General features: G+C 64.8%; 21 protein-coding genes. 14 read left to right on the forward strand and 7 right to left on the reverse strand.

Features of this window, described 5'->3' with window-relative positions:
* Positions 1-12 precede the first annotated feature (12 nt).
* The 13 genes from BT108_RS01275 to BT108_RS01335 all read left to right on the forward strand — a co-directional run bounded on the left by BT108_RS01275 (position 13) and on the right by BT108_RS01335 (position 9,592).
* Positions 13-1,329: an HlyC/CorC family transporter gene (locus BT108_RS01275; protein WP_072292720.1), complete on the forward strand. Its 1,317-nt coding sequence runs from the start codon at positions 13-15 to the stop codon at positions 1,327-1,329.
* Positions 1,330-1,341: 12 nt separating this feature from the next.
* Positions 1,342-2,217, forward strand: coding sequence for a prepilin peptidase (locus tag BT108_RS01280; RefSeq protein ID WP_072292721.1), 876 nt, complete (start codon positions 1,342-1,344; stop codon positions 2,215-2,217).
* A 3-nt stretch (positions 2,218-2,220) separates the two neighbouring features.
* Positions 2,221-2,829 carry a dephospho-CoA kinase gene (gene coaE, locus BT108_RS01285; RefSeq protein WP_072292722.1) on the forward strand — a complete coding sequence of 203 codons (609 nt, stop codon included), beginning with the start codon at positions 2,221-2,223 and terminating at the stop codon, positions 2,827-2,829.
* A 114-nt stretch (positions 2,830-2,943) separates the two neighbouring features.
* Entirely contained in the window at positions 2,944-3,699 is a 756-nt protein-coding gene (gene zapD / locus BT108_RS01290; protein WP_072292723.1) for a cell division protein ZapD, read from the forward strand.
* Positions 3,700-3,787: 88 nt separating this feature from the next.
* Positions 3,788-4,507, forward strand: coding sequence for a 2-C-methyl-D-erythritol 4-phosphate cytidylyltransferase (ispD, locus tag BT108_RS01295; RefSeq protein WP_072292724.1), 720 nt, complete (start codon positions 3,788-3,790; stop codon positions 4,505-4,507).
* An 8-nt stretch (positions 4,508-4,515) separates the two neighbouring features.
* Positions 4,516-5,013, forward strand: coding sequence for a 2-C-methyl-D-erythritol 2,4-cyclodiphosphate synthase (ispF, locus tag BT108_RS01300; protein WP_072292725.1), 498 nt, complete (start codon positions 4,516-4,518; stop codon positions 5,011-5,013).
* Complete coding sequence (thpR, locus tag BT108_RS01305) at positions 4,977-5,552, forward strand: RNA 2',3'-cyclic phosphodiesterase (RefSeq protein ID WP_072292820.1); 576 nt, start codon at positions 4,977-4,979, stop codon at positions 5,550-5,552. The genes ispF and thpR overlap by 37 nt, the downstream gene beginning before the upstream one ends.
* A 14-nt stretch (positions 5,553-5,566) precedes the next feature.
* Entirely contained in the window at positions 5,567-6,238 is a 672-nt protein-coding gene (tsaB, locus tag BT108_RS01310) for a tRNA (adenosine(37)-N6)-threonylcarbamoyltransferase complex dimerization subunit type 1 TsaB (protein WP_072292821.1), read from the forward strand.
* Entirely contained in the window at positions 6,235-6,696 is a 462-nt protein-coding gene (rimI, locus tag BT108_RS01315; protein ID WP_072292726.1) for a ribosomal protein S18-alanine N-acetyltransferase, read from the forward strand. The genes tsaB and rimI overlap by 4 nt, the downstream gene beginning before the upstream one ends.
* Positions 6,693-7,430: a uracil-DNA glycosylase gene (locus BT108_RS01320; RefSeq protein ID WP_072292727.1), complete on the forward strand. Its 738-nt coding sequence runs from the start codon at positions 6,693-6,695 to the stop codon at positions 7,428-7,430. Before rimI ends, BT108_RS01320 begins: the two co-directional genes overlap by 4 nt.
* A 157-nt stretch (positions 7,431-7,587) precedes the next feature.
* Entirely contained in the window at positions 7,588-8,187 is a 600-nt protein-coding gene (locus BT108_RS01325) for a LemA family protein (protein WP_072292728.1), read from the forward strand.
* Between the two features lie 31 nt (positions 8,188-8,218).
* On the forward strand, positions 8,219-9,085 hold the full coding sequence (locus tag BT108_RS01330; RefSeq protein WP_072292729.1) for a TPM domain-containing protein: 867 nt from the start codon (positions 8,219-8,221) through the stop codon (positions 9,083-9,085).
* On the forward strand, positions 9,086-9,592 hold the full coding sequence (locus BT108_RS01335; RefSeq protein WP_072292730.1) for a TPM domain-containing protein: 507 nt from the start codon (positions 9,086-9,088) through the stop codon (positions 9,590-9,592). It abuts the gene before it with no gap.
* Positions 9,593-9,595: 3 nt separating this feature from the next.
* Here the strand turns inward: BT108_RS01335 and lplT are convergent, their stop codons facing one another.
* Positions 9,596-10,858, reverse strand: a complete 1,263-nt coding sequence (lplT, locus tag BT108_RS01340) for a lysophospholipid transporter LplT (RefSeq protein ID WP_072292731.1) — start codon at positions 10,856-10,858, stop codon at positions 9,596-9,598.
* A 174-nt stretch (positions 10,859-11,032) separates the two neighbouring features.
* Between lplT and alr the strand changes: the two genes are divergently transcribed.
* Entirely contained in the window at positions 11,033-12,106 is a 1,074-nt protein-coding gene (gene alr / locus BT108_RS01345) for an alanine racemase (RefSeq protein ID WP_072292732.1), read from the forward strand.
* A gap of 82 nt (positions 12,107-12,188) precedes the next feature.
* Here the strand turns inward: alr and BT108_RS01350 are convergent, their stop codons facing one another.
* The 6 genes from BT108_RS01350 to BT108_RS01375 form a co-directional block, all read right to left on the reverse strand.
* Positions 12,189-12,986: a peptidylprolyl isomerase gene (locus tag BT108_RS01350; protein ID WP_072292733.1), complete on the reverse strand. Its 798-nt coding sequence runs from the start codon at positions 12,984-12,986 to the stop codon at positions 12,189-12,191.
* A gap of 32 nt (positions 12,987-13,018) precedes the next feature.
* On the reverse strand, positions 13,019-13,294 hold the full coding sequence (locus tag BT108_RS01355; protein WP_369816907.1) for a BolA family protein: 276 nt from the start codon (positions 13,292-13,294) through the stop codon (positions 13,019-13,021).
* Positions 13,291-13,590 (reverse strand): YciI family protein, encoded by a 300-nt coding sequence (locus BT108_RS01360; protein WP_072292824.1) that lies wholly within the window; start codon positions 13,588-13,590, stop codon positions 13,291-13,293. Before BT108_RS01360 ends, BT108_RS01355 begins: the two co-directional genes overlap by 4 nt.
* Positions 13,590-14,135: a septation protein A gene (locus BT108_RS01365; RefSeq protein ID WP_072292823.1), complete on the reverse strand. Its 546-nt coding sequence runs from the start codon at positions 14,133-14,135 to the stop codon at positions 13,590-13,592. The genes BT108_RS01360 and BT108_RS01365 overlap by 1 nt, the downstream gene beginning before the upstream one ends.
* Before the next feature lie 113 nt (positions 14,136-14,248).
* Entirely contained in the window at positions 14,249-15,466 is a 1,218-nt protein-coding gene (locus BT108_RS01370; RefSeq protein WP_072292734.1) for a DUF2863 family protein, read from the reverse strand.
* 52 nt (positions 15,467-15,518) lie between these two features.
* A complete protein-coding gene (locus tag BT108_RS01375) occupies positions 15,519-18,719 on the reverse strand; it encodes an efflux RND transporter permease subunit (RefSeq protein WP_083566091.1) in 3,201 nt (1,066 codons plus the stop codon).
* Positions 18,720-18,724: the final 5 nt, after the last annotated feature.

The following is an 18,724-nucleotide window of genomic DNA, read 5'->3' on the forward strand; positions in this document are numbered from 1 at the left end:
GAGGCGTTTCTATTGGAAGATCTGCCGTTGTATGCGCTGCTGCTGGCACTGGCCGTTCTGCTGATCCTGTCCGCATTCTTCTCGATTTCAGAGACCAGCATGATGGCCATCAACCGTTACCGGTTGAGGCATCTTGCAAAAACCGGGCATCGGGGAGCGCGCCTGACATCACGGCTGCTGCAGAACACCGACAGGCTGCTGGGCGTGATCCTGCTCGGGAACAACCTCCTCAACGCGGCAGCCGCCACGCTGGTGGCGGTGATCGTCTCCAGCCTCTTCGGGCATAACGACCTGGCGCTGTTCATCGGCACGGTGGGCGTAACCTTTGCCATCCTGGTATTCAGCGAGATCACCCCCAAAGTCATCGCCGCCGCCTACCCCGAGCCCATCGCCCTCGCGTCAAGCTACGTCCTGACGCCGCTGCTCAAGATCTTCTATCCGGTGGTATGGTTCGTCAACCTGTTCGTCCAGGCGCTGCTCACGATCCTGCGCCTGAAGCCCGGGGAGAATAGCGCCGCGCAGACGGTCAGTCTGGAGGAACTCAAAACCCTGGTGCTGGAAGCCGGGCACTTCATCCGCAAGAAGCATCAGGGCATGCTGCTCAACCTGTTCGACCTCGAGACCGTCAGCGTCGACGACGTCATGGTGCCGCGTGGCCAGATCGAGGCGGTGGACCTGGATGCCGGTGACGACGTGCTCCACAACCAGTTGCTGACGTGCCACCATACCCGTCTGCCGGTATACCGCGGAACGCTCGACAACCTCGTGGGCGTGATCCATGTGCGCAAGGTGCTGCACCAGATGCGACACGGCGCGATCACCGGGGCGATACTCGAAAAAACCATGCGCGACCCCTATTTCGTTCCCTCCGGTACCGCCCTGTTTTCACAACTGCAATCGTTCCAGGAGAATCGCGAACGTGTGGGGTTCATCGTGGACGAGTATGGAGAATGGATAGGATTGGTGGCGCTGGAGGACATCGTCGAGGAGATCATCGGGGAATTCACCACGCACGCGCCGACCCAGGCGGGCATGGCAATCAAGCAGGAAGAGGACGGCAGCGTGATCGTGGAAGGCAGCAGCCTGCTGCGCGACCTCAACCGCAAGCTCGGGCTGCGCTTGCCGCTGGGTGGCCCGAAGACCCTCAATGGTCTCATCCTGGAATACTTCGAGGACATTCCCGAAGCCGGTACCGGCCTGAAAATCGCAGACTATCCGATGGAGATCATCCAGACTCAGGATCGAGTGGTGAAGGTGGTACGGATTTTCCCCAGCCTGGCACCCGTCACAGAGTCCCCGGAAGCCGAAGAACGGATTGCGGGCCGGTAGCGCGATGTCCCGATGCCGTTGAACGACTTCCTGCAGCACTCGCCGGCTGCCTTCATCTCGCTGTGCACTGTCGTTGGCCTGGCGGCGGGCAGTTTTCTGAACGTCGTCATCCACCGCCTGCCGGAAATGATGCGGCGCGAGTGGATGCAGCAATGCGCCGGGCTGCGCGGGGGGACCGTCGAATCCAGCGCGACGCCGTTCAATCTTTGTGTTCCGCGTTCGGCCTGCCCGCATTGCGGGCATACCTTGCGGGCATTGGAGAATATCCCCGTGGCGAGCTACGTGTGGCTGGGAGGGCGCTGTTCCCGGTGCCGGGCGTCCATATCCCTGCGCTACCCGGCGGTCGAGATCCTGACGGCATCGCTGAGCGGCCTGACTGCCGCGCATCTCGGCTATGGCCCGGCTGCGCTCATGGCGCTGGTGTTCGTGTGGGGGCTGATCGCCCTGGCCTTCATCGACGCCCGGACGCAACTGCTTCCCGACGGCATCACGCTTCCCTTGCTGTGGGCGGGGTTGCTCGCGAGCCTGGAGGGCGGATTGACCGATCCGCGTTCCGCGGTCATCGGCGCAGCCGCCGGCTACCTCGCGCTATGGCTGATATACTGGTGCTTCAGGCTTGCGACGGGCCGAGAGGGCATGGGGCACGGCGATTTCAAGCTGCTGGCCATGATAGGCGCATGGCTCGGTTGGCAGATGCTGCCGCTGGTCATCCTGCTGGCATCGCTGGCGGGTGCGGCCGCGGGCATTGGGGCAATGGCGATCGCGGGGCGCGACCACCGGGCGCCCCTTCCTTTCGGGCCTTATCTGGCCGGCGCGGGCGGCGTCGCCCTGTTCTGGGGCGATTGCGCCAACCGTGCCTGGCTCGGATGGTCCGGCCTGACGGCCTAGCCCATGTCCCTGGTCGTCGGGTTGACGGGTGGCATCGGCAGCGGCAAGACCACTGCCGCCCGCCTTTTCGCCGAACTGGGCGTCGATGTGGCGGATGCCGATGCGGTTTCGCACGCGCTCACCCAACCGCAGGGCCTGGCCATTGCCCCCATCCGGCGGGCGTTTCCGGAACGATTCATCACGGCGGAAGGCGCACTTGACCGCGCCAGGATGCGTAATCTGGTGTTTTCCGACGAGGCTGCCAGACACAGGCTCGAAGCGATCCTGCATCCTCTCATCCTCGACCAGCTTGCTCGTCAGGTGGCCGCTTTTTCCGCACCCTATGGGATCGTCGTGGTACCGCTGCTGTTCGAGACCGGCCACTATCGGGACATGATCCAGCGTACCGTGGTGGTGGACTGCAGCGAGCGGGAACAGATCGCGCGTACCATCTCCCGTACCGGCCTGGACCGGCAGGCGGTGCTCGCCGTCGTCGCGACCCAGATGAGCCGGCAGGAGCGGTTGCAGCGGGCGGACGACGTCATTGCCAACGACGGCGGCATGACGTGTCTGACCCGGCAGGTGCATGCGCTGCATCGGAGATACCTGGCATTGGCCGGTGCGCGCCGATGATTCGCAGCGATGGCAGGGAGCGGGAATCCCGCCCCGAATTGATTGTATAATTCCGTTTCGCCGGGCAATGCCGCCCTTCTCTCCATAACGGCCCCTGTTTTCTGGATCGTCACTGTGATCTGTTACGAACATCCGCTGAACGAACGCATCCGTACACTGCTGCGGCTGGAGGATTTGTTCGACAGGGTGGCGTTCTTTACAGCCAGGGACGAGGCGATCGAGCATCATTCCGCTCTCGTGACGCTGTTCGAGATACTGGATGTGACGAGCCGCTCGGACATGAAGTCGGAACTGCTGCAGGAGCTGGAGCGCCAGAAGCAGTCCCTGGAGACCATGCGCAGGAGCCCGAATATCTCGGAAGGGGCGCTGAACGAGGTGCTGGGCAGCATTCAGGCTGCGTCCCGCAGCATGCTCGGCATGGCGGGCAAGATCGGCGAGCACATGCGGGAAGACGAATGGCTGATGGGCATCAGGCAGCGCGTGGGGATACCCGGCGGCGCGTGCGAGTTCGACCTGCCGTCCTATCACTACTGGCTGCACCTGAATCCCGGCCTGCGCCGTACCGATCTCGACGGATGGCTGGCACCGTTGCTGCCCCTCAGGGAAGGTATCGACATCGTGCTGGACCTGCTGCGCCGCAGCGGCAAGACCGCTTCCTACGTGGCTCGGCGGGGGTCGTTTCAGCAAATGGCCGCCGGACGGGTCGCCCATATGCTGTGCCTGAAGGTGGACGAGAAGCTGCCGTGCATTCCCGAAATCAGCGCCAACAAGTACGCGCTCAACATCCGCTTCGTCACGTCGGGTTCGAGGCAGAGAACACGGGTGTACGAGAACGACGTCGCGTTCGACCTGACGTTCTGTAGCCTGTGAAACCGGTTGCAAGGGCATGGAATCCCCATCGCGTGGAGAAATGGCCTGAATTGCGTCTGCTGCATCCGATTCATTCCGGATTCGTCCGATGCCGTTCTTCGCATTGATTCCCGCGGCGGGGGCGGGCTCGCGCCTGGGTGGAGAGACTCCGAAGCAGTACCTTCCCCTGGCCGGCCGGCCGATGATCCATCATGCGCTGCAGCTTCTGTGCGGCTCTCCCAGGATCGCCCGCGTATGCGTGGTGCTCTCCCCCGGCGATACCGAATGGGAACGGCATGATTGGTCGGCTTTCTCGTCCAGGCTGGCCGTGCTCGAATGCGGCGGCGCCACCCGTGCCGAAAGCGTGCTCAACGGTCTGCGGGCGGCACGGCAGGCCTTCGCGATCAATGATGACGATTGGATATTGGTGCATGATGCGGCGCGGCCCTGCCTGGCGGCTGCGCAGCTGGACCGGCTGCTGGACGAACTGGCCGACGATGCGGTGGGGGGGTTGCTCGCGGTGCCGGTGGCGGATACGCTGAAGCGCGGAGGCAGCGGTGGCCGTGTCGCGCACACCGAGTCCCGGGAGGATCTGTGGCAGGCGCAAACGCCCCAGATGTTCCGCTACGCGCGGCTGGTCGAGGCGCTGTGCAGGGCGGGCGGCACGGCCATGACCGACGACGCCGGGGCCATCGAGGCGCTGGGGCTGCATCCCAGGCTGGTGCCGGGGGATCCGTTCAACCTGAAGGTGACCTATCCGCAGGATCTCGCCCTGGCGGAACTGATCCTGGCGGGCAGGCGCGCCACATGGCGCAAGAATTCCGGATAGGGAGGGAAATGGACGGATTCAGGGTGGGGCAGGGATTCGACGTGCACCAGCTGGTCGAGGGCCGCAGGCTCGTCATCGGCGGCGTGGCCATTCCCTGGGACAAGGGGCTGCTCGGCCACTCCGATGCCGACGTGCTGCTGCACGCGATCTGCGATGCGCTCCTGGGTGCGGCGGCGCTGGGGGACATCGGCCGGCATTTTTCCGATACCGATCCGCGCTTCAAGGATATCGACAGCCGCGCGCTGCTGCGGGCCGTTGCGGATCTGCTGGCGCAGCGCAGGTGCCGCGTGGTGAACATCGATGCCACCATCATTATCCAGGCGCCGAGGATGGCACCGTACATTCCTGCCATGGTGGCCAATATCGCGCAGGATCTCGGCGTGCCGGGAGAGGATGTCAACATCAAGGCAAAGACCGCCGAGCATCTGGGTCCCGTGGGCAGGGGAGAGGGTGTGGAGGCGCAGGCGGTATGCCTGATCGCCCGGCCGCATGTTGCGGATGGGTGAAAGGGGGCGGCATCCGGATTTTCTTCGCACTCTGGCCTGACGAGCCGGCGCGACGGCAGCTGGCGGCGCTGGCCGAGCGTCTGTACGCAGGTTCGTGCGGCGGTGGCCACGGCGTCAGGGCGGCGAATCTCCACTTGACGCTGGCGTTCGTGGGGCAGGTCGCACCGGAGCGACTGACGGTACTCCATGGGGTGGCCGACGCCGTGGGTCGCCGGAATGCGGATGCATTCGAATGCACCCTGGACAGGCTCTGCTACTGGAAGCGGAGCCGTATCATCTGTGCAGCCGTGAGCGAGCCTTCGCGGGCCCTCGTGGATCTGGCGCATACCCTGGAAGACGCACTGTCCGAGGCCGGCTTTCCGCTGGAGCGGCGGCCCTATGTGCCTCACGTGACGCTGATGCGGGGTGCGTCATGTTCCGCGTTGCCCGCATTGGCGGCGCCCATCGGCTGGCGGGTGCGCGAATGGGTGTTGGCCGAATCGATGCCGGCTGCGGGCGGATCGGTCTATAGTGCCATTCGCCGCTGGCCGCTGTCATGATTCCCGGCGCGGCGTTGAGGATCCTGGCCTTCGACACCTCCACCGAATACTGTTCCGTTGCCGTTTTGACGGGCGACGCGTGCGTGCACCGGGAGGTGCTCGCACAGCAGCGGCACTCCGAGCTGATCCTGCCGATGGCGAGATGCCTGCTTGACGAGGCTGGCCTGGCGCTTGCCCAGCTGGACGGCATCGCCTTCGGTGCCGGCCCCGGATCCTTCACCGGTCTGCGCATCGCCTGCGGTGTCGCGCAGGGAATGGCCCTGGGAGCCGGCCTGCCGGTGGCGGGCATCGGCACGCTGGAGGCATTGGCCGAGGCGGCGGGTGGAGACCGTGTCGTCGCATCCCTTGATGCCCGCATGGGCGAGATCTATCATGCAGCCTATGAAAGGACGCTCGATGGGTGGCAACCGGTGAGCGCGCCCGTTCTGTGCGCGCCGCAGCAGGCGCCGCGGATGGAGGGCAGCGGCTGGACAGGCTGCGGCAGCGGCTTTGCAGTATACGGTGAGGCATTGCGTGCCCGTCATGCGGGGCGCATCGACCGCATCCTGCCCGGAATCCGGCCGCATGCCCGCGAAGTGGCGCGACTGGCGAAAGCAGCGTTCGAGTGCGGCCGAGGGATGGACCCTGCCGGAGCCGTGCCGTTCTATGTACGCGACAAGGTGGCGCTGAAGGAACGGGAACGATGAGTGCGCAGCTGCAGGAGGTTCCGCGGATCAGAAAGATGCTTGCGGCGGATCTGGACGAAGTCGTGGCGATCGAACGCGAAGTCTTCCTGTTTCCGTGGACGCGCGGTAATTTCTGCGATTCGCTCGATTCCGGCTATCACTGCCTGGTGCTGGAGTACTATGATCACCCCGTTGGCTACGGGGTGATGACGATCGGAGCCGAGGAGGCGCACCTGCTCACGCTCAGCGTCGCGGGGGGGGCGCAGCGAAAAGGCTGGGGGGAGAAGCTGTTGCGCCACTTCATTCGCATCGCGAGGGAGCAGCATGCCCGCTCGATGTTCCTGGATGTGCGCGAGTCCAATCATGCCGCGGCCCGGCTGTATCAGCGGGTGGGTTTCGTTCAGGTCGGCAGGCGCAGGGACTACTACCCGGCGATGGGTGGGCGCGAGGATTCTCTGGTGATGGAATTGATGCTGTGACGCCGGACAATCCCTCCCGGCGATCCCGGCGCAAAGAGGTGCTCAGGGAACTGGGACTGGGGCCGCTGTGGCGTGCCCGGGCCCCGATGGGCCCCTCCGCTGCACAGGACACCATCGCTCCGGCATTTCCCGCCGATGCGATCGCCGGACGCGTCGCGGCGATCCGGAGCATGGACTGGAGCGAGCTTGAGGCGAGCGTGGCGGCATGCACGGCATGCGGGCTGTGTCGTTCACGCACCCATACGGTATTCGGGGTGGGCGACAGGCGTGCCGACTGGCTGTGCGTAGGCGAAGGGCCCGGGGCGGAGGAGGACGCCAGGGGAGAGCCTTTCGTCGGTCCGTCCGGCAGGCTGCTCGACAACATGCTGGCGGCTGTCGGCCTCATGCGTGGGCGAGGCGTGTACATTGCCAATATCGTGAAGTGCCGTCCGCCCGGCAACAGGAATCCCGCCCCCGATGAAATGGAGCAGTGCGCGCCCTACCTCGCGCGGCAGATCGAACTGATCCAGCCCCGGCTCATCGTGACACTGGGAAGGATCGCCGCGCAGAACCTGTTGCATACCGATGCCAGTATCGCCAGCCTGCGCGGCAGGCTGCATCGGCATGCCGGAATTCCGGTGATCGTCACCTACCATCCCGCCTACCTGCTGCGCACGCTTGCCGACAAGGCCAAAGTCTGGGAGGATTTGTGTTTCGCCCGCAGCACGATGCAGGATCTGATGCCCGCCGGATGAATGCCCGGCCACGGTCCGATGGGGGAAGCGGGTTGCGCCGCCTGCGACCTTGCCTGTCCAATGCCCGGGAATCCGGTCGCCCATGGTTGTGCATCATGGATCCTGCGCTTCGATGGCCATTTCTAAGGTTCAGCTTCGATTCTTTCGGGAGAACGCCATGCTCAAACTGCTGTCCCTGGTACTGCTTGCCCTGTCCTTGAGCGGTTGCGGCTACAACACCCTGCAGTCCGCCGATGAACGGATCAAGGCGAGTTGGTCAGAAGTGCTGAACCAGTACCAGCGCCGTGCGGATCTGGTTCCCAATCTCGTCAATGTGGTGAAGGGTTTCGCCGCCCAGGAGAAGGAGGTGCTGCTGGGCGTGACCGATGCACGATCCAGGGTGGGAAGCATCCAGGCCACGCCGGAACTGGTTGACGATCCGGAAGCGTTTGCCCGATTTCAAAGCGCCCAGGGGGAGCTGTCGGGCGCCCTGTCGCGCCTGCTGGTGGTGGCCGAAAACTATCCGCAGCTCAAGTCGGACGCAAATTTCCGTGATCTGCAGGCTCAGCTGGAGGGTACCGAGAATCGGATCACGGTGGCGCGCAAGCGCTATATCGAGGCGGTACAGGACTACAACGTGACGGTGCGCGCCTTTCCCAGCAACCTGACCGCAAAGCTGTTCGGCTACGAGGTGAAGCCGGGCTTCGCGGTGGAGAACGAACAAGCGATATCTTCCGCCCCCAGAGTGGATTTCGGCGCCCCTGCGGCGGACAGATAGCCCTCCCGGCGATGCGCAGCGGCTCGTCATCATGATTTCCACCTGGGGAAGGGTTTTCCTGCTGACGTGCCTGCCCTTCCTTGCCGCCGCAGTGGCGGCGGAAGTGGCGGTACCTCCCCTCGTCTCCCGCGTGACCGACCTGACGGGTATCCTGCCCGCGGACCGGGCAGCCGCGATCGAACGCAGGCTGGCCGTCTTCGAGGAAAGGCGGGGGAGCCAGATGGCGGTGCTGGTCGTTCCAACCACCCACCCCGAATCCATCGAGCAATACTCGATCCGCGTGGCCGAGCACTGGAAGCTGGGGCGCAGCAAGGTGGATGACGGAATACTCCTGGTGGTGGCCAGGGATGATCGGGCCTTGCGAATAGAGGTGGGATACGGACTGGAGGGCATCCTGCCGGATGCCGTGACGAAACGCATCATCGAGGAAGTCATCCTGCCCCGCTTTCGGGCGGAGGATTTCGCCGGCGGCATCGATGCGGGAATCGAGGCGCTGGAGCGCATCGTCCAGGGCGAAGCGCTGCCGCCGCCGCGACCGGGCAGTGGAGCGCCGATGGCCGGTGCCGCGGATGCGGTTCTGCTGCTGTTCATCGGCCTGCTTCTGGCCGGCAGGGTGTTGCAATCCATGTTCGGGCGTCTGGCCGGCGCCACCCTCATGAGCACGGCGGGAGGCATCATCGGCTGGATCGTTTTCTCGTCGCTGGCGGCCGCCATCGTTCTCGCACTGCTTGCGTTTGTCATGGGTTTCCTGGGCGGCATGGGCGGTGGAATCGCGCGAGGCGGCCGGAGCGGCTGGCCTCCCGGCGGCGGATTCGGCGGCGGCGGTTTTGGCGGGGGCGGGGGGTTCGGAGGAGGTGGAGGCGGCTTTGGCGGTGGTGGTGCTTCGGGGAGGTGGTGAGTGAGCCTTGGACGCATATGGCGGCATTTCCTGATGGGCCGTGCAGCCGTGCGGCACCGGTTTCCCGAGGCCTGCCTGGCTGCCGTCGAGAGGGCCATCCGTGCATCGGAAGCGCGGCATACCGGCGAAATCTGCTTCGCGGTGGAAGCGGCGCTCGACACCCTGCCCCTGGTGAGGGGGCAGTCGGCCCGGGATCGTGCGGTGGAAGTGTTTTCCCATCTGCGGATCTGGGACACGGAACATGACAATGGCGTTCTGATCTATCTGCTGCTGGCGGACCGCGACGTCGAGATCATCGCCGATCGGGGGATCGCGGCGCATGTCGGTTCCGGGGAGTGGGAGAGAATCTGTCGTGAAATGGAGCATGCGTTCGGCCAGGGACGCTATGGGCCGGGCGTGATTGCCGGCATCGATGCGGTCGATCGCCATCTGCGGGCGCATTTCGGCGTGGAGGGCGACGGCCGGGAGAACGGCAACGTGGTGCCCGACGCTCCCGTCATCCTGTAGCGATCAGTGCCTCTTGTGCGCACCGATCAGGTGCAGGGAGTCCTCCACGCTCTGGTTGTGCAGGTGCCATTGGCGGATCAGCGCCATGATGACCGAGACGAACAGCCCGAACAGGACGATGACCGTGTACACGTGCACGTCCAGGCTGACCAGTCCCGCATAGATCGCCAGCATGGCGAGTATGCTCAGATTCTCGTTGAAGTTCTGCACCGCGATGGAGTGGCCTGCACCCATCAGGATATGCCCGCGATGCTGCAGCAGCGCATTCATCGGCACCACGAAGAATCCCGCCAGCCCGCCTATCAGGGCGAGCAGCACGATCGCGATCCACAGGTCGCGCGCGAAGATCATGGCCATCACCACGATGCCCATGGCGATCCCCAGAGGGATCACCTTCACCGATTGCCGCAGCGATACCACCTTCGCCGCGGTGACGGCGCCGATCGCGATGCCGAGGGCGACAATGCCCTGCAGCTGGGCAGCCTTGTTCAGCGGATAGCCGAGCGCGGCATCGGCCCACTTGAGCACGATGAACTGGAGCGTGGCCCCGGCTCCCCAGAATAGCGTCGTCACGGAGAGCGAGATCTGGCCGAGCCTGTCCGTCCACAGCAGCTTCATGCAGTGGGCGAACTCCCGGACCAGGAATGCGGGATCCTTTCTGAGGATGCGGTGGTCGACCCCGGTATTCGGGATGTACAGGTTGAAGGCGGCGGCGATGCTGTAGAATACGGCGGTCACGAGGATGGCGGCTTCCAGCATGGTGTCGATGAGCGGCAGATCGAGATCCAGGAGTACCGCGGAAATCTCGGGCGTGATCAACAGTCCGCCAAGCACCGTGCCCAGCACGATGGAGGCGACGGTCAGGCCCTCTATCCAGCCGTTGGCGATCACCAGCATCTCGGGCGGGAGCAGTTCGGTGAGGATGCCGTATTTGGCGGGCGAGTAGGCCGCCGCGCCGAGACCCACCACCGCGTAGGCGGCAAGCGCGACGTACTGGTGCGCTGCCAGGAACAGCAGACCGCAACCCGTGATCTTGATCGCGTTGCTGATGAACATGACCCGTCCCTTGGCCATGGAATCGGCGAAGGCGCCGACGAAAGGCGCCAGTATCACGTAGAACAGGACGAAGACGAATTTGAGCATCGGAGTAAGATAGGCGGGCGCGTGCAATTCGAGCAGCAGCGCGATGGCGATGACCAGGAGGGCATTGTCGGCGAGCGAGGAAAAGAACTGCGCCGTCATGATGGTATAGAATCCGCGTTTCACTTCGAACGTTCTCCAGAGATCCCCTCGTGGTCAGGCGTGAGATTATACAATGCGCATCCAGGCTTATCCCGGCGAAACGCCACGAATCATCAAGGCATTTCCCTGCTGTGCCGCCCTGAGGGAGCAGGGGGCGGGTAAGGCCGCGCCGGTGGCGCGCCTGTCCTGCCGCTCCTGATGTCGCGTCCCATCCAGGCGCTGATCGATCTTTCCGCGATCGAGCACAATCTCACCGTCGTTCGCCGCCACGCACCCCGTCCGCAGGTCATGGCGGTGGTCAAGGCCGATGCCTATGGGCATGGCCTGCTGCGCGCCGCGGATGCGCTGAAGCGCGCGGAAGGCTTCGCCATGCTCGAGATCGATGCGGCCATACAGCTGCGCGAGGCAGGACATCGCCAGGCCATCCTGCTGCTGGAGGGTTTTTTCTCGATGGAGGAACTGGCGTGGATCGAGCGCTACCGCCTGAGCACGGTCATTCATCACCGCGAGCAGATCGAGATGCTTTCATCATACAAGCGGCGCAGCCCGGTCGATATATTCGTGAAGATCAACACCGGCATGCATCGCCTCGGGTTTTCACTCGCGGAGATCCCCTCCGTGCTGGACGCGCTGGCGGCCGATTTCCCGCCTCATCGGATCACGCTCATGACCCACCTTGCCCGCGCCGACGAATCCTCCGGCGACGAAAGCGTTGCTGCGCAGATGCGATCCTTCGAAGCCGCTGCCGGCGGGCGCCGGCTACCGTGCTCCCTGGCCAATTCCGCCGCCATCCTGCGCTGTCCCGGTACGCATGGCGACTGGGTGCGCCCCGGCATCATGCTCTACGGTGCCTCGCCCCTTCCGGGCACGAGTGCCGCCGCGCTGGATCTGCGTCCGGCGATGACCGTCTCGAGCCGGATCATCGCGGTGCAGGCGCTGCAGGGGGGAGACGGCGTGGGGTACGGTCATGCATTCCGCGCCGACCGGCCCATGCGCGTCGGGATCGTGGCGGGCGGCTATGCGGACGGCTACCCACGGCATGCGCCCACTGGCACGCCTGTTCTGGTAAATGGCCGGCGCACTCGGCTCGTCGGACGCGTGTCGATGGACATGCTGCACGTCGACCTGAGCGGAATGGAAGATGCCGGTGTCGGCAGCCCCGTCACGCTCTGGGGGAAGGGCCTGCCGGTGGATGAAGTGGCTCGCGCGGCAGGCACCATAGCCTATGAATTGCTATGCGCGTTGGCGCCGCGCATGCGTATCGTGACCTGAACCTGAGCAGCGGGGTGCGGAGGGACATTCGCCCCGGAGGGGATTCGCAGGCTCCTCCAGGGGCCTGGCTGCCGAATCCCGACTATTCGATCCTGGCCTTGCTGCGAAGATCGCCGACGAAGGCTGCGAACTGGCGTTGCAGCACGCGCTGCGTCAGGTTCTGCTTCGCTTCCTCGAACGAGGGTATCTTCAGGGGCCGGATATCCTCCAGCCGGATGACATGCCAGCCGAAAGGGGTCTGTACCGGCTGCTCGTTCAGTTGCCCCTTGTTCATTTTCGTCAGGGCCTCGGCAAAAGGCTGGGGATAGCTCACGGGAGGACTCCATTCGAGCTCGCCCCCCTTGCCCTTGCTGCCGGTGTCGATGGATTTTTCCTGCGCGATCTTGTCGAATTTGCCGCCCTTCTTGAGGCGTGCGATGATGTCCTTGGCTTCCGCCTCGGTGGCAACCAGGATATGGTGCGCCTTGTACTCCTTGTCCCCCACCTGGGCCTTCAAGGCTTCGTATTCCTTCTTCAGTTCCTCGTCGGCGACCGGATGGCTCTTCACATAGTCGACCTCGTACGCCTTCACCAGCGCCGTCAGGCGGGCGATCTCCACTTGGGAGACGAAATCCGGGTCCTTGTCGAGGCCTTTCTTCAGGGCTTCCTGCGCGACGATCTCCTCGGTGATGAGGGCTTCCTTGAGTGCCTTCCTGGTTTCCGGGTTGTCGGCCTGCCCCTGAGCCGCCCGCGCCCTGACGATGAATTCCAGGCGTGACTGGGGGATCGTGACGCCGTTCACCTTTGCCAGAGGCGAACTGGGCTGCGCGTGTGCGATTGCTACGGCGACCAGGCTGGAGATGCCGAGTGTCGTCAATAGGGAGGGCTTCATGAGACGCATGGGGTTTCCTTGTGAGTGGACGGTAGGTCAGGTCAAATTTCTTCGGGAGTATACGCTTTTACGCTTAACGCGTGAATATCCCCGTGCAGCATCTCCCGCAGCAGGCCATATACCATGCGGTGCCGGGCAAGCGCCGACTGCCCCATGAATTTGTGCGAGACCACGGTGAGGAGGTAGTGGCCGCCACCGCTTCGTGCGCCCGCGTGCCCCGCATGCCTTGCGCTCTCGTCCACGATGTGGACGTCTTGCGGTTCCAACGGGGCGAGCCTATCCCTTATCGCATCGATCGTTCCGGGGATGCCGGTCACGGCAGTACCTTCTTGAACGGCTTCACCGTCACCCTCGCATAGACCCCCGTGGTGGCATAGGGATCGGCTTCCGCCCAGGCGCGTGCCGCCTCGAGCGACTCGAATTCCGCCACGATCAGGCTGCCGGAGAAGCCGGCGGGACCGGGATCGGGGCTGTCGATGGCCGGGTAGGGTCCCGCCAGGATCAGGCGGCCGTCCTGGCGCAGCTCGTTGAGGCGCTCCAGGTGCGCGGTGCGCACCGCCAGGCGCCTGTCCAGGCTGTCGGGCACATCCTCCCCGCTGATTGCATACAGCATCATGCTTCGTTGTCTTCCTTGTCTTCCATGTACCGGTTCAGCATCAGTCCCTGCAGGACGATGAACACCAGCATGAGCCCCATGAATCCGAACAGCTTGAAGTTGACCCAGGTCTCGGTGGAGAAGTTGAAGGCGACATACAGGTTGATGGCCCCCATCATCGCGAAGAACGCAGCCCAGCTGGCGTTGAGGCGGGCCCAGATGGGTTCGGGCAGCACGATCTGCTCCTTCATCATGATTCGTATCAGGTTCTTCTTGAAGATCGCGTGGGCCAGCAGCAGCACCACCGCAAACAGCCAGTAGAGCACGGATGGCTTCCACTTGATGAAGGATTCGTCCTGCAGGATCAGCGTCGCACCCCCGAAAATGGCGATGATGACGAGGCTGACCCAGAGCATGGTCTCGACCTTGCGATGGCGGAACCAGACCCAGCCGATCTGCGCGAAGGTGGCGGCGATCGCCACCGCCGTGGCGACGTAGATGTCGTAGGCCTTGAAGGCGATGAAGAACAGGATGACGGGAAAGAGGTCGAAAAGGAATTTCATGGATGCCGATACCGTCGCCGGAAGGCGTTCGAGGCCCATGCCGGATGCCGGGCGCAATGGGCGGAATGTAGCAGGGTATCGGTCATCGCGCCACCTCGACGGCGATTCGGTTCTCAGTGCAGGTGAACCGGCATCACCTCCCCCTCGTCAGGGAATTCGGCGTGCACGGCCTCGCCTTCCGGATTGGGAAACAGCGGTGCGCCGCATTCCTCGCAGTACTCCAGCAGGAAATGGTGGTCCAGCGTGACGATGTGCGTGACGCCGCACTCCCGCAGCGTCGACTCGATCTGCGCCACGGTGTCGCTGTGCTCGTCCTCGTCGCCCACCAGCGCCCAGACGATGCCGTAGAGGACGTCGTCGCGATCGTTGAGAGTGAAGCTGACGCGATACTCCTCCAGCCACTGGTCGTGAAAAGGGGCGATGACGGCGCGCAGGCGGCTCGCCGGGATGTTCAGCGTCGATTGCAGGAAATTGACGGTGGCGTGCGTGGAATAGGGACGGGCGAGTCGGTCGGCCGTGCGCCATGCCGAAAAGAAGCTGTCCGGCAGCAGCAGCTCGAATGCGCATCCCTGGAACAGGGGGCGGAGGGCTTCGCTCCCGTGCGCCTGCCACGCCTGCAGGATTTCTTCCTTGGAAAGCCTGCCATCGGGGGCATGGACATTCTTGCTCGCGCGGCTTTCCTGGATTTCCTGCCATCGGAACATGGGTTTGCCCTGGGGTGCGGCGACTGCACCGAGGAGGTAGCGCGTATCCGACAGGAAGCGTCCGGTTTCCGCCAGTTGGCGCGGATTGATGTGCAGGTAGTGTTCCTCGTTCACTGCGGCGGCCCACAACCTGCCGGCGAATTCGTGCGTGAGGTGGTAGCCGCGCGGAAGCTGATCGGGGCTGAACAGGCAGTTCGCCAATACGAAGCGGGTTTCCTGCGCCATCACGTGCGTCTGCAGCTGTACGCGTACGTCGGCGAGCACCGGGCCGGAAACCGGGCCCGAGGGAATGGAAAAACGCGACCAGGTGAGTATCGGCGCAGCGAACATGAGCACGTCGTTATCGGTGTTCTCGTGTGTCAGCAGGCTGCACTCGATGGCAGCCTCGATGGCGTAGATGAATTCGCCGTAGGCCACCGAGTCGGTCTCATAGAGCTGATCCAGGGCCGCTTCCAGGTTCTGGTCGTCGCCGGCGCGCAGTTGCGCAAGTATCTTGGCTGCAAGCCGGCTTTCCCAGAAAGCATCCTCGATACGACTGCCGGAGGCGGCAAGTCCCGCGGCCAGCCTGGAAAGTTCCTGGACCAGGCGCAGGGATCGCGTGCGATGCAGGGCGCGGGGCTTCTTCATGGGAGGATGGACGGATGCGGTAAAGCGCCATTCTAACCTAAATCCGCCTGATTCAATTCGTTGCCCGATCGCCCATGCCGGAACCAGAGGGTGCCGCCTGCGTGCGGTCGCCGGCGTGGGCCAGCCGGTAGAGCACCGGCAGCACCAGCAGCGTCAGCGCCGTGGATGACAGGATGCCGCCGATGACCACCGTCGCCAGCGGACGCTGCACCTCCGCGCCGGTACTGGTGGCGACCGCCATGGGAATGAATCCGATGGCCGCCACCAGGGCGGTCATCAGCACCGGCCGCAACCGGGTGAGCGCGCCGTTGCGGATGGCGTCGTCGAGGGCTTCTCCCCGGTTGCGCAGGTCACGGATGAACGCGAGCATCACCAGGCTGTTCAGCACCGCCACGCCGGAGAGCGCGATGAAGCCCACCCCCGCCGATATGGACAGAGGAATGCCGCGCAGCCACAGCGCCACGACGCCGCCGCTGAGGGCGAAGGGCACGCCGGTGAACATCAGCCATCCATCCCGGAAATTGCCGAACATCGTGTACAGCAGTGCGAAGATCAGCCCCAACGCAAGCGGTATCACGATCTTGAGCCGCTGCGCCGCGGCGACGAGCTGCTCGAACTGCCCGCCCCAGGTCACCCAGTATCCGGGAGGAATGGAAATCCTTTCCGCGATGCGCGCCTGCGCATCCCCGACGAAGGAACCGAGGTCGCGCCCCCGCACGTTCGCCGTGACCACCACCCTGCGCTTGCCGTTTTCCCGACTCACCTGATTGGGTTCCTGCGCCACCACGATGTCGGCGACCTCGCTCAGCAGGACGTAGCCGGCCACTCCGCCAGGGACAGCGGCACCCGCGCCTGCCTCTATCCCGATCGGCGGCAGCCTGATCGGCAGGCGTCCCAGGGCGTCGACGTCGCTGCGCAGGGCCTCGGGCAGCCGCACCTGCAGGTCGAAGCGGCGGTCGCCCTCGTAGAGGGTGCCGGTGGTCCTGCCCCCGATGGCGATGGTGACGGCGTCCTGCACGTCAGTACCGCTCAGGCCGTAGCGCGCCAGCCTGGCCCGATCCATGCGCACGGACAGCACCGGCAGTCCCGTGATCTGCTCGACGCGCACGTCCGCCGCCCCGGGCACGGTACCGAGCACGGCCTCGATGCGTCCGGCGGTGTCGAGCAGCGTTTCCATGTCGTCGCCGAACACCTTGACCGCGACATCCGCGCGCACGCCCGACAGCAGCTCGTTGAAGCGCATCTGTATCGGTTGGGTGAATTCGTAGTTGTTGCCAGGTATCCGCTGCAGCGTCAGCTCCATGGCGGCGACCAGCTCAGCCTTGGTGCGCCGCGGCCGGGGCCACTCCGACGCGGGCTTGAGGATGACGAATACGTCCGTGACGTTGGGCGGCATGGGGTCGGTCGCGATCTGCGCCACCCCGATCTTCGAGAAGGTGCGGTCCACCTCGGGAAATTCCGCGAGGCGCTGCTCGATCTCGTTCTGCATCCCGATCGACGTGGTGAGGCTGGTGCCGACGATGCGGATGGCATGGAGCGCGATGTCGCCCTCGTCCAGGCTGGGGATGAACTCGCTGCCCATGCGGGTCGTCAGCAGGCCGGACAGCGCCATGACCACCACCGCCAGCGTGACGGTGAGCGCCCGGTTGCGCAGGGCGGCGTCGAGGAGGGGCAGGTAGGCCCGCCGCGCCCAGGCGACGGCGGGGCTTTCCCTTTCCGCGAGCCTGCCGGAGAGGAATTGCGCGACCGCGGCCGGGACGAAGGTGACCGATAGGATCATTGCCCCCAGTAGCGCAATGACCACCGTGAAGGCCATGGGATGGAACATCTTCCCTTCCACGCCCGAGAGCGCGAAGATGGGAAGATAGACCACCATGATGATCAGTTCCCCGTAGATCAGCACCTTGCGCGCTTCCCGGGAGGCCTCGAAGACCACCGCGCGCCGCTCGGGGGGCGTGAGTGCGCGTCCCAGCCTTTCCTGTTCGTGGACGATGCGGCGGATGCTGTTCTCGATGATGACGATGGCGCCGTCCACGATGAGCCCGAAATCGAGCGCCCCCAGGCTCATGAGGTTGGCGCTGACCTCGTGGGCCACCATGCCGCTGAAGGTGAACAGCATGGAAAGCGGGATGACGAGCGCGGCGATGAGCGCCGCGCGCAGGTTGCCCAGGAACAGGAACAGCACCGCGATCACCAGCGTGGCGCCCTCGAACAGGTTGGTGGCCACCGTGCGGATAGTCTGGTCGACGAGGTGGGTGCGGTCGTACACGGCGCTGGCGACCACGCCTTCGGGCAGCGTGCGGTTGACCTGCGCCAGCTTTTCCGCCACCGCTCGCGCCACGGCGCGGCTGTTCTCGCCGATCAGCATGTGTGCCGTGGCGAGCACCGTTTCCTTGCCGTCGCGCGTGGCGGTGCCGTTGCGCAGTTCCCTGCCGATGGCCACGTCGGCGATGTCCCGGATGCGCAGCGGCACGCCGGCATGGCTTTCCAGGAGCACATCGGCGATCTCGTCCAGATTTGCGAGCTGGCCGGGCACTCTCACCAGGTACTGCTCTCCGCTCTTCTCGATGTAGCCGGCGCCGACGTTGAGGTTGTTGCGTTCCAGCGCGCGCACCACGTCCTGCAGGGTCAGGCCCAGGGAGAGCAGCTTTTCGGGGTGGGGCGTCACGTGGTACTGCTTGACGTAGCCGCCGATCGAATTGACCTCGGTGATTCCCTTCACCGTCCGCAGCTGGGGGCGGATGATCCAGTCCTGGATCTCCCGCAGGTCCATGGTGTCGTACGCCGTGCCGTCCGGCTTAAGCGCCCCTTCCTGCGCATCGACGGTCCACATGAAGACTTCACCCAGGCCGGTGGAAATCGGTCCCATCGTCGGCACGATTCCCGCAGGCAGGCTGCCCTGCGCCTCCTGGATCCGCTGGTCCACCAGCTGCCGGGCGAAGTAGATGTCCGTCCCGTCCTCGAAGATGATGGTGACCTGGGACAGCCCGTAGCGTGAGAGCGAGCGGGTATGGTGCAGGTGGGGAAGGCCGGCCATCACCGTCTCGATCGGGAAGGTCACGCGCTGCTCCGTCTCCACCGGCGAGTAGCCGGGCGCCGGGGTGTTGATCTGGACCTGGACATTGGTGATGTCCGGCACCGCGTCGATGGCCAGCCTCTGGTAGCTGTGGACGCCCAGTGCGGCCATCGCCAGCACCGCGCCCAGGACGAGCACGCGCCGCCGGATCGACAGGTGCAGGATGCGTTCGACCAGGCCCG

The sequence above is a fragment of the Nitrosovibrio sp. Nv17 genome, assembly GCF_900119085.1.
Classification (GTDB): Bacteria; Pseudomonadota; Gammaproteobacteria; order Burkholderiales; family Nitrosomonadaceae; genus Nitrosospira.